Below are 10,157 nucleotides of genomic sequence, written 5' to 3'. Positions count from 1 at the left end.
CTCAATCCGAGTCTGCGTGCAATTTCGGCGCGCTTTACTCCATCACGGAAGTAAACAATGCAGCGGCGGCGAAGCTCGAGCTGGGCTTCAGGAGTGGCCCTGCGTGGCGAAGGTGACGTGGGGACCCGAAGAGCCGCCGGAAGCGCGGGCTGCCGTGACGGGGAGGGCGCTGCCGACGGCTGCGGCGACAGCACCGAAAAAGAGCGAGCGGCGGCCGAGCGTGATGTTCTGCATGATCCAATCCTTTTTTTGGTTGAGTTTTCAATGAAGTGAGCGCATTTCCGAGCGCCGCTCATTGACGGGATCAAAGTCTAGAGAGCACCTTCAGGGCCGCCAATGCGGACTTTCAATCGTATTTTCGTAGAATGATGCAACAAGTCTTTTGCAGATTCCGCAACGCATGAAAGAGGCAGATCCCATGCTCGACCTCAGGCTCACTCATCTCGCGCTCCTCTCGGAGATTGTTTCAACCGGATCGCTCTCGGAGGCGGCTGAGCATCTCGGGCTAACCGTTGCCTCAGCGAGCCGGATGCTCAAGAAAATGCAGGAGGATTCGACGACCCGCTCTTCATCCGCGTCTGGCGCGGATTGACGCCGACGGATACGACGAAGCGCATGATGCCTGTGGTGAGGGAGCTTCTCGAACGCATGGAGGAGCTTGAGTTTCAGAAGCATTTTTCGCCGGAAAAACTCAAAGGCACGATTACGATCGGAGCGGCAGACAATGCGCTCGTGAGTCTTCTTCCTCCCGTCATCCGGGCGGTGAGTGAAAAAGCACCGGGCCTCAGCTTTCGGCTCCAGCCTCTGGACGGCAGACAATTTCAACGGCTTGCTGAAGGAGGACTTGATTTTCTCCTCTATCCGACGCTCAATCACCCGGAGCTCCCGGCGCATTTCTTCGCAATCAACCTCTTTCGGGTCTCCCGCTCTCTCCTCGTCGACAGCAATCACCCGCTCGCTGCCCGCTACGCCGCGGGCGAAGCTCTCACCATCGAATCGATCCGGATGTATCCGAGGATTCTGATCAAGCTTCAGGATTCGAGCCGCGGGCCGGTTTTCGACATCTCGCTCCCGGAATTGAAATCGAGCCAAACCTTCATTGAGCTGCCGTATTTTCTCGGCGCACCGTATTTCCTCAAAGGCACGGAATACACCTTGCTCATGCCCACCAGGACGGCCCGGTTTTTCGCGCGCCAGGTCCCGGGCCTCACAGCGATTCCCTACGAAGGCGAGTACGCGGAAAACTTCACGCGCCTCATCTGGCACGAACGGAGCGACAAGAGCATTCCGATGCAGTGGCTGCGCTCAATGTTTGCTATGCATGCCGGAGAGAGCGACGCCGAAGAGCCACCCTGTCAGCAGTAGTCGTGATGACGCTGCCGCAACTTCCCCCGGGATTTCTCTTTCCAGGAGCTTCGAAACGCCTGGATGCATCATGCCGCCAACTTCCGACGACGCTGAGAGTGGATTTGCCTTAACGGCTTATTCGGAAATGCCGAGACTGACGCGCGGAGGTCCGCAGATTTTGCGGCAATCGGTATACACTCGCCTTTCCGATTGGATTCTGGTGCAGAAGTCTGAAGGATCAGGAAGCTTCCTCTTATCCCGCAGCTTCTCAGACGGCCTCAAGGCTCATCAGGGAAAATCAGGAATGAGGAATACCCTCCCGGCACTGTGTTGACAGGCATTCGGCGTGAATTGATTCACCCGTTGGGGGTATCCTGTTCCGATGCAGCAGATTTTCTTCACGCGCCCCGCCTGAATTGGGACGCCTGAGGGCTCTCGCCGGTGCACAAAAAACAAACGAAGAGACGTGGTTTGAAATGAAAGAAATCAAAAAGTCCTCAAAGCTTGAGCATGTCCTCTACGACATACGTGGTCCGATCATGGACAAGGCTAAGCAGATGGAGGCAGAAGGCCGCCGTCTCATCAAGCTTAATATCGGCAATCTTGCGGTTTTCGGCTTTGATCCGCCCGAAGAGGTCATGCGCGACATGATCTACAACCTTCCGAATTCGGCCGGCTACTCCGACAGCAAGGGCATCTTTGCGGCGCGCAAGGCCGTGATGCACTACACGCAGGATAAGCAGATCGAGGGCGTCACGATCGACGACATCTATCTCGGGAACGGCGCTTCCGACCTGATTGCGCTCGCGACCAACGCCCTCCTTGACGAAGGCGACGAACTTCTCGTTCCGACTCCCGACTATCCGCTCTGGACGGCCGTGACGAGCCTTGCGGGCGCTAAGCCCGTTCACTACCTCTGCGACGAATCGAAGGGGTGGATTCCGAGCATTGAGGACATCCGCGCCAAGGTGACGCCCCGTACGAAGGGCATTGTGGTGATCAACCCCAACAACCCGACGGGCGTTCTCTATCCGAATTCGGTGCTCCTCGACATCATTCAGGTGGCGCGCGAAAACGGCCTCGTTATTCTTGCTGACGAGGTCTACGACAAGATTCTCTACGACGGCATCAAGCACACCTCGATGGCGGCGCTCTCGCACGACGTCCTCACGCTCACCTTCAATTCCCTCTCGAAGGCCTACCGCGCCTGCGGCTACCGCGCGGGCTGGATGGTGATCTCGGGCGACAAGAGCGGCGCGAAGGACTTCATCGACGGCCTCAACATGCTCGCCAACATGAAGCTCTGCGCGAATGTGCCGGGTCAGTGGGCGATTCAGACGGCTCTCGGCGGCTACCAGTCCATCAACGACCTCGTGGGCGAGGGCGGGCGTCTGCGCCGTCAGCGCGACATCGCGTACGAAATGCTTTCCGCCATTCCGGGCGTTTCCGTCGTTCGTCCGACGGCTTCTCTCTACATGTTCCCGAGGCTCGACCCGGACGTCTATCCCATCGAGGACGACCGCGAGTTCTTTAAGGAGCTTCTTGAAGCCACGAACGTCGTGCTCGTTCAGGGCACGGGCTTCAACTGGCCCAAGCCCGACCACTTCCGCATGGTCTTCCTTCCCTATGAATGGGAGCTTCGCGACGCGATCAACCGCATCGCCAAGTTCCTCGCGGACTACCGCCGCCGTCATCCAGGCAAAAAGGTGATTCCCGAGGACGGAGCCGCTGCTCCTGAAGCTCAGGCCGCTGAAGAGGCAAAGAAGGCGTCGAAGAAGTAATCCGACACTTTCCTGACACCCAAAAAGCCGCGGAAGCCGAAATGTAAAGATTCGGTCCGCGGCTTTTTGTTTTTGTTATGCAGCCTATAATTGAACTGACCAGTCAGTTCAATTTAGAGGCTCGCATGAAAATCAAAACCGTTCTTGGATTTGCCGCTGTTCTCGGCATTGCCGGAGGCGCCGTCTGGGGTCTTGGAGAGTGGCAGAAGAAGAGCCTCCCGCAGCCCAATCAGGCCTGGGAGAGCGTCGACGTGCGGGAAGTAAATCTCGCCTTTGAGGCCTCGGGCCGGATCAGGACGCTTCTTAAGGAATAAGGCGACCGGGTGGAAAAGGGCGAGCTTCTCGGGGAACTCGACACCGAACTCCTCGGCATTCAGAAGGAACGCGCCGAAGCGGAATTGAGGTACCTCGAAGCCCAGTACCGGCTCTCCCGCGACGGATTCCGCAAGGAAGACATCGAGAAGGCTGAGGCCAATGCCGATGCTGCGCTCAAATCCCTGACGCTTGCGCAGATTGAGGAAAAACGCGAGAAGGCGCTTTACGCCTTGAAAGCTTCTTCAAAGGAGAAGCTTGATCAGGCCGAGTGGACGAGAAAGTCTCTCGAAGCCCAGCATGCATCGGCCGCGGCGGAAGCCCGGCGCGTCGCTTCCGGAAACCGTCCCGATGAGATTCAGGCGGCATCCGCGCAGGTGGATTCCTCGAAGACGAACGTTGACGAGCTTCTCTACCGGATTGAAAAGGCAAGCCGCATCATTTCGCCGGTTGAAGGCATCGTCAGAAGTCGGCTCGCAGAACCCGGCGACATGACGAGCTCAAGCCGTACGGTTTACGAAATCTCTATCATTTCGCCTAAATGGGTGCGGGCCTATGTGACGGAAGCGCAGCTCGGCATGGTGCGCCCGGGCGGCAAAGCGACCGTCATCACGGACACGATGCCGCCGATCGAAGCAAAGGTGGGATCGGTTTCGAGTCAGGCGGAATTTACGCCGAAGACCGTTCAGACGGCGGAACTCCGCACAGCGCTCGTCTATGAAGTCCGCCTCATCGTGGATGACCCGGAAAACATCCTGAAGCTCGGGCAGCCGGCGACGGTCGAGTTTGCTTCTGAGGCATCAAAATGACCGCACGCATTCCGGCCGTTTCCCTTCAGAGCGTGAGGAAGGTCTACCAGGGGGCTGGCGGCAAGCGGGTTGAAGCCTTGAAGGGCATAACCCTGGAAACTGCGCCCGAAGAGCGCCTCACGGCCCTGATCGGCCCGGACGGGGCAGGGAAGTCGACGCTTCTCAAAATTCTCTGCGGGCTCGAAGCCGCGGACGCGGGAACGGTGCGCTCCCTCGGGGCGCACCCCGATCCCGACGACCCGGGGCTTTTGAAGCGCATTGCCTACATGCCGCAGTCGCTCGGCCTCTATCGGGAACTAAGCTGCCGCGAAAATATGGAGCTTCAGGCAGAGCTCCGCGGGATCCCGCCGGCGGAAGCGGCTGAGAAAATCCGCGAACTTCTTGTCCTCACGGGGCTCGGGCCCTTCATGGAGCGCCCGGCGGGGAAGCTTTCGGGCGGCATGAAGCAGAAGCTCGCGCTTGCGGGTGCATTACTCGCCTCGCCCGATCTGCTGCTTCTCGACGAACCGACGGTGGGCGTCGACCCCTTGTCGCGGCGCGAGCTTTGGAATGTTCTGAAGGAACGCCGGAAGGCCCATGACATGGCGGTTCTCTTTTCAACCGCCTATCTCGAGGAAGCGGAAGCTGCCGACAGCGTGATTCTGCTTGAAGAAGGTGGAATCATTGCCCGGGGAAGCCCTCAGACCCTCAAGGAAGCAGCCCGGGGAAGAACCTTCGCTTATGCGCTCGAGGGGCTCAGCCCGGAGGAGAGCGAGCGCATCAAGCGCCGCTTCATGCTGATGGCTGCGGCATCAGACGCTTCCTCGCCCTGGCTCGATGCCGTTCCGCGGGAAGGCAGAATGGACCTGCTGCTTCAAAACGGGCGGAGCCCCGAATTTCCGAACGACATCGACCCGGGAAGACTCTCGCCGCGGCCGCCCCGGCTCGAGGATGCCTATGCGCTTCTGACATTTAGGGATGCCCCAGGGGAGGATTCGGAGGCCCATGCCGCAAGCGCTCGGCCTCATGAGTCCGGCGGGCTCTCGGCGATTGAATCCATGGAAGCCCCGAAGCCCCTTGTCATCGCGCGCGGCATCCGGCGTCTCTTCGGGAATTTCGTAGCCGTCGACGACACGACCTTCGACGTCATGCCGGGAGAAATCTTCGGGATTCTCGGCCCCAACGGCGCGGGGAAGACGACGACCTTCAGAATGCTCGCGAGCCTTCTTCCCGCATCAGAGGGCGAAATCGAAATTGCAGGCGCGAATCTCAAATCCGCGAAGTCCCTTGCAAGGTCGCTCGTCGGCTACGTTGCGCAGAAGTTTTCGCTCTACGCGAAGCTCACCGCCCGCGAGAACCTGCGCTTTTTCGGAAGAAGCTTCGGGCTTTCGGGGAAGGCGCTTGATGCAAGAATCGAAGAGCTCCTGCACGACTTCAGGCTCGTGGAGAAGGCGGATTTCCCGGCGGGCTCCCTCTCGCTCGGTGCCCAGAAAGATCTCTCGATTGCCTGCGGCTTCATCCACAACCCGAAAATCATCTTTCTCGACGAAGCGACGTCCGGAGCCGATATCGCGCAGCGGCGCGCCCTCTGGCGCAGGATCGTGCGGTTTGCGGCAAAGGGAGCGGCCGTCGTCGTCACGACCCACTTCATGGAAGAGGCCGAATACTGCGACAGGTTTCTCATTCAGGACGCGGGGAAGATCATCGCGATCGGGAGTCCGTCGGAAATCCGCGAAGCGGCTTACGGGAAGGAAAAGGCTGAAGGCGCATCGATCGAATCGGCCTTCATCGAAATCGTGGAAAAGAAGCGTCTTGAACGGGAGAAAGGAGGTGCCGCATGAGCGAACTTCATGGACTTCTGCGCTTTCGGTTCGCGCGCTTCAGGGCGCTTCTCGTCAAGGAATGCCGGCTTATTCTCCGGGATCCCTCGTACCTCGTGATCGGGCTGGGGCTGCCCCTTCTGATGCTCTTTCTCTACGGTTTCGGGATCTCGATGGACATCCGGAACGTGCCCGCGGACATCGTGTTCGAGGAATCCACGCCGGCGGCTCTTGCCGTCGCGAGGCGCTTTGAGGCGAATGCCTATCTCTCCGGAATCAGGAGCGAGTCGCCTCGAAAAACGGAAGCGAGATCCTCGAAGCGCGAGACGGAAGCGGTCGTCCGGATTGATTCGGGGTTCGCGAGGAGCGTGGAAAAGGGAGACGCAGCCATCGGCCTCACGCTTTACGGCGTCGACAGCAATACGGCTCAGATGGTGCGCTCCTATGCGGAGGGCGTTCTCGGCACGGCTCTCGCTGATCCAAGGCTCGCGAGCCCCCTGAGGGATAGTTCTTCAGCGGAAACGCCCGTTCAGCTCACGAGCCGGCTCTGGTTCAACGAGGCGGCAAACTCAACCTGGTATCTCGTACCCGGAATTCTCATCATCGTGACTTCGGTTTCCGCTTCCTTCCTCGGAAGCCTCGTGATTGCGCGCGAATGCGAGCGCAGAACGCTCCATGCGCTCTTTGCAACGCCCGCATCGTCCCTCGAAATACTCCTCTCCAAACTCATCCCCTGCGCCGGAATTGCGCTTCTCGGGTTCTTTCTCTGTCTCTTCATGGCGATCGGACTCTTCGAGGTGCCGCTCCGGGGGAGCATCTTCTGGCTTCTCGCGACGGCATTTCTCTATTCAACTGCCGCTGCGGCGCTCGGGCTATTCATTTCCGCGAAGGTAAAGAGCCAGTTCCTCGCGACCGAAATCTCCATCATGGCGAGCTTTCTCCCGACCATGATGCTTTTGGGCTTTCTCTTCGACCTGAGAAGCGTCCCCGAGTGGATTGAATGGATCGGACGGCTCTTTCCGCCCTCCTATGCGCTTCAGTCCCTCAAGATCTGCTTCCTCTCGGGCGGGAATGAATCCGAGCTTGCGATGAACGCGCTCGTGGTGGCGCTCTCGGCGGTCCTTTTCCTGATGCTTACGCTGAAGCTCCTCGGGAAGCGCCCGGCGAAGATTGAACTGAAGGAGGATGCATCATGACCTTTCTTCATAATGCGATCGAACGCCTGCGTGCTTCCCTCAACCGGATTGCGGCGCTCGTGGAAAAGGAGCTCATCGCAACCCTTCGCGACAAAGGCGCGCGAATCGTCCTCATCGTCCCGGTGATCCTTCAGTCGGTGATCTTCGGCTACGGCGCAACCTTCAATCTCGACCGCGTGCCCTGGGTGCTTCTCAATGAATCGGGCGGGAGTCTTGCGACCGAATTCGTCCAGCGGATCGACCGGGCACCCGGGTTTGAGCTCCAGACCGTCGCCCGCTCGCAGGCTGAATTTACTGAAGCGATCGACAACTCCAGAGCGCTGCTCGGCATTTGGATCCCGAGGGATTTCTCGAAGAACGGCGAAGCCTATGTGGCGCTCGATGCGAGAAATTCGACCACGGCAGGGATCGCCGCGGGCTACGCGGCATCGATTGCATCCCGGCTCAATCAGGAAAGGGGCGGAGCGCAGGCGGTCACGATTCTCGATCGGCAGCGCTTCAATGAAAACGGCATCACGCGCTACGCCATCATGCCGGCTCTTATTCTTGCGCTGTCGCTCATTCAGGTGCTCCTTCTTGCCGGCCTCACGGTGGCGCGCGAGCGCGAGGACGGGACGTTCGACATGATGCTGATGACGCCCGCGACCTCCGTTGAAATCCTGATCGGGAAGGCCGTCGTACCGACCATCATTGCGTGCCTGCAGGCTTTTTTGATTTTCCTTGTCGGCGTCTTCTGGTTCGAGCTTCCCTTTGCGGGATCGCCGCTCGCGCTAGGGCTTCTCGTATTCGGCTTTGCGCTCTCCTTCGTGGGTTTGGGGCTCGCGATCTCCGCAGTTGCCGACACCATTCAGGAGGCGATTGTCATTGTGATCTTCGTCATGATGCCCACCATCATCTTTTCGGGGCTCTTCACGTCTGTCCTCGCCATGCCGCAGTGGATGCAGCTTCTTTCAAATCTGAACCCTCTTCGAAGCGCGATCATTGCGCTCCGGATGATCTATTTCGAAGGTTCCGGCCTCATGGAGACGGTCGAGTTCTTCTGGCCCGCGGCCCTGGCTGCGTTCATCTCGCTCTCGCTCGCAGCGTGGCTCTTCCGGAATAAGATTCAATAGAGTGCCCTGAGGAAAATAGAGATGAGAACACAGACAGAAGAGAAGAAGCGCGCCATCCTCGACGCGACCATTGAGGAATTCGAGGCGAAGGGATTTGCCTCAGCACGCATTGAGGACATCGCGAAAAAAGCAGGCGTCGCCAAAGGCACGGTGTACAACTATTTCGAGAGCAAGGAAGCGCTCCTCATGGGGTTGGCCGATGAATTGGGCGACCTCATTCAGGGGAATCTCGAGCGCACTCTGAATGACTCCGTCCCGATGAGCACCCGGGAGCGCATCGAGGAGGTGTTTGAGCCCATCCTCAGCGAAAACGGGCGCGGGCGCATGTCGCGGATTCTCCGGGTGATCTGGTCGGAAGGCCTTCATCGACCTCAGCTCACGCGTCCCTTCTTTGAGAAATTCCTTATCCCGGCTTTCGGCGATGAAGGGTTCTTCACGCACATGACTGCAAAAAAGGATTTTCCCGTCATCATCCGGGAGTATCCCTTTCTGATTGCGGCTCCGATCATCCAGGGCGTCCTCTGGCAGACGCTCCTCGGCGACTCAAGGCCTCTGGAATTCCGCCGGGTCTTCAAGGCCTATCTGGATCTGATATTCGGGAGCGGCGGAAATTCGACCTCAGAAAGAAATGAGCAAGAATCGAAGAGTGTTCGTCAAGAGGAGAAGCCTCGTCTTTCCTAGACTTCCCTCCGATGGTTGAACATGGGGCGGCCGCTGCTTTCATCCTCGAGCCGCCCCGATTTGAGAACCGATGTGATTGACCTCTACTATCTCCACCGCGTGGATCCGAAGGTTCCGGTGGAAGAGGTCGCTGAACTCATGGGCGAATTCATCCGGGAAGGGAAGATCCGCGGCTGGGGCCTCTCCGAGGCGGGTCCGAAGACCATTGCCCGCGCGCAGGCCGTCACGAAATTGACGGCGCTCCAGAGCGAATACTCCATGATGTTCCGCGATCCGGAAGCGAAGATCCTGCCGCTTCTCAAGGCAGAAAACATCGGGTTCGTTCCTTTCAGTCCGCTCGGCAAAGGCTTCCTCACGGGCGCGATCACTGCCGACGCGAAATTCGGGAACGATGATTGCCGCCATATCATCCCGAGACTTCAGGGGGAGAACCTGCATGCCAACATGAAGCTCGTTGCAGAGGTTCAGGAACTTGCGCGCGCGAAAAACGCGACGCCCGCACAGATCGCGCTTGCCTGGGTGCTCGCGCAGGGCGACTTCATCGCGCCGATCCCGGGGACGACGCGGCTTGAGCGCCTCAAGGAAAACCTGGGCGCGCTCCGGGTGGAATTCAGCTCGGACGAACTCGCGCACATCCGCGAGCTCCTTGACGCTACGCCGGTGGCGGGCGACCGGTATCCGGCAGAGCTCGCGAAGCGCGTTGCTGAATAAGCAGGGGCTTCAGCAGAGGTGAACACTCCCGGGAGATCGCGGCGGTCTGCCCGGGAGATGAATGATGGGGATGCCGGTTGAATTGATCTCAGCTGCCTGTATTGTTTCCTATGTCTATATTTGCAGTTGGGGATAGCGGAAGCGAGGGTGATGCCTGGTAGGCGGTAGTGGCGGCATGACGCGGCGTGGGAGATTGTTGGTCAGAAAGAGAGAACGTGATGTGATATGAAGGAGAGTTGAGTCCGGGGTAGTTCAAAAGGAGGCCGCTTGAAAAATTCAGGGAGCGGGTCGCTCAAGTCTGGGTGTTTAAATGGCTCTATGACGTTTAGTGTGGGTAACCACACTTTAAAGCCTGAGTCCATCTGCTGAAATCCAGATTACCTGCAACGAGATAAATCATTGTTTTGAA

11 protein-coding genes are annotated in these 10,157 nt (G+C 58.8%); 10 read left to right on the top strand and 1 reads right to left on the bottom strand.

Translation table 11 applies throughout. The annotated features are described in order from the left end of the window. Positions 1 to 87 precede the first annotated feature (87 nt). The gene (locus GBM95_RS12360) at positions 88 to 234 is read right to left on the bottom strand and encodes a hypothetical protein (protein ID WP_193222652.1); all 147 of its coding nucleotides are present in this window, start codon (positions 232 to 234) and stop codon (positions 88 to 90) included. A 184-nt stretch (positions 235 to 418) separates the two neighbouring features. Between GBM95_RS12360 and GBM95_RS09705 the strand changes: the two genes are divergently transcribed. The 10 genes from GBM95_RS09705 (at position 419) to GBM95_RS09660 (ending at position 9,748) form a co-directional block, all read left to right on the top strand. Next, positions 419 to 592: a helix-turn-helix domain-containing protein gene (locus tag GBM95_RS09705; protein WP_193222651.1), complete on the top strand. Its 174-nt coding sequence runs from the start codon at positions 419 to 421 to the stop codon at positions 590 to 592. Then, positions 589 to 1,365, top strand: coding sequence for a LysR substrate-binding domain-containing protein (locus GBM95_RS09700; protein WP_152158912.1), 777 nt, complete (start codon positions 589 to 591; stop codon positions 1,363 to 1,365). The genes GBM95_RS09705 and GBM95_RS09700 overlap by 4 nt, the downstream gene beginning before the upstream one ends. 458 nt (positions 1,366 to 1,823) lie before the next feature. Further along, positions 1,824 to 3,128: a pyridoxal phosphate-dependent aminotransferase gene (locus tag GBM95_RS09695; protein WP_152158911.1), complete on the top strand. Its 1,305-nt coding sequence runs from the start codon at positions 1,824 to 1,826 to the stop codon at positions 3,126 to 3,128. A 125-nt stretch (positions 3,129 to 3,253) separates the two neighbouring features. After that, the gene (locus GBM95_RS09690) at positions 3,254 to 3,442 is read left to right on the top strand and encodes a hypothetical protein (protein ID WP_152158910.1); all 189 of its coding nucleotides are present in this window, start codon (positions 3,254 to 3,256) and stop codon (positions 3,440 to 3,442) included. 9 nt (positions 3,443 to 3,451) lie between these two features. After that, positions 3,452 to 4,249 carry an HlyD family efflux transporter periplasmic adaptor subunit gene (locus GBM95_RS09685; protein ID WP_152158909.1) on the top strand — a complete coding sequence of 266 codons (798 nt, stop codon included), beginning with the start codon at positions 3,452 to 3,454 and terminating at the stop codon, positions 4,247 to 4,249. Continuing rightward, entirely contained in the window at positions 4,246 to 6,069 is a 1,824-nt protein-coding gene (locus tag GBM95_RS09680; protein ID WP_152158908.1) for an ATP-binding cassette domain-containing protein, read from the top strand. Before GBM95_RS09685 ends, GBM95_RS09680 begins: the two co-directional genes overlap by 4 nt. After that, on the top strand, positions 6,066 to 7,244 hold the full coding sequence (locus tag GBM95_RS09675) for an ABC transporter permease (RefSeq protein ID WP_152158907.1): 1,179 nt from the start codon (positions 6,066 to 6,068) through the stop codon (positions 7,242 to 7,244). Before GBM95_RS09680 ends, GBM95_RS09675 begins: the two co-directional genes overlap by 4 nt. Beyond that, positions 7,241 to 8,356: an ABC transporter permease gene (locus tag GBM95_RS09670; RefSeq protein WP_152158906.1), complete on the top strand. Its 1,116-nt coding sequence runs from the start codon at positions 7,241 to 7,243 to the stop codon at positions 8,354 to 8,356. The genes GBM95_RS09675 and GBM95_RS09670 overlap by 4 nt, the downstream gene beginning before the upstream one ends. A gap of 21 nt (positions 8,357 to 8,377) precedes the next feature. Next, complete coding sequence (locus GBM95_RS09665; protein WP_152158905.1) at positions 8,378 to 9,037, top strand: TetR/AcrR family transcriptional regulator; 660 nt, start codon at positions 8,378 to 8,380, stop codon at positions 9,035 to 9,037. 21 nt (positions 9,038 to 9,058) lie between these two features. Further along, positions 9,059 to 9,748, top strand: coding sequence for an aldo/keto reductase (locus tag GBM95_RS09660; RefSeq protein WP_152158904.1), 690 nt, complete (start codon positions 9,059 to 9,061; stop codon positions 9,746 to 9,748). Positions 9,749 to 10,157 lie beyond the last annotated feature (409 nt).

The organism is Sutterella seckii, assembly GCF_009183815.1.
In the GTDB taxonomy this organism is placed as follows: Bacteria; Pseudomonadota; Gammaproteobacteria; order Burkholderiales; family Burkholderiaceae_F; genus Sutterella; species Sutterella seckii.
Note: the sequence above shows the minus strand (reverse complement) of the source record. Positions and strands in the feature narration are given on the sequence as shown.

Bases quoted from the DNA above. Each gene is read 5' to 3' on its own strand.
- GBM95_RS12360 (WP_193222652.1), bottom strand. From the start codon at position 234: ATGCAGAACATCACGCTCGGCCGCCGCTCGCTCTTTTTCGGTGCTGTC.
- GBM95_RS09705 (WP_193222651.1), top strand. From the start codon at position 419: ATGCTCGACCTCAGGCTCACTCATCTCGCGCTCCTCTCGGAGATTGTT.
- GBM95_RS09695 (WP_152158911.1), top strand. From the start codon at position 1,824: ATGAAAGAAATCAAAAAGTCCTCAAAGCTTGAGCATGTCCTCTACGAC.
- GBM95_RS09690 (WP_152158910.1), top strand. From the start codon at position 3,254: ATGAAAATCAAAACCGTTCTTGGATTTGCCGCTGTTCTCGGCATTGCC.
- GBM95_RS09680 (WP_152158908.1), top strand. From the start codon at position 4,246: ATGACCGCACGCATTCCGGCCGTTTCCCTTCAGAGCGTGAGGAAGGTC.
- GBM95_RS09675 (WP_152158907.1), top strand. From the start codon at position 6,066: ATGAGCGAACTTCATGGACTTCTGCGCTTTCGGTTCGCGCGCTTCAGG.
- GBM95_RS09670 (WP_152158906.1), top strand. From the start codon at position 7,241: ATGACCTTTCTTCATAATGCGATCGAACGCCTGCGTGCTTCCCTCAAC.
- GBM95_RS09665 (WP_152158905.1), top strand. From the start codon at position 8,378: ATGAGAACACAGACAGAAGAGAAGAAGCGCGCCATCCTCGACGCGACC.
- GBM95_RS09660 (WP_152158904.1), top strand. From the start codon at position 9,059: ATGGGGCGGCCGCTGCTTTCATCCTCGAGCCGCCCCGATTTGAGAACC.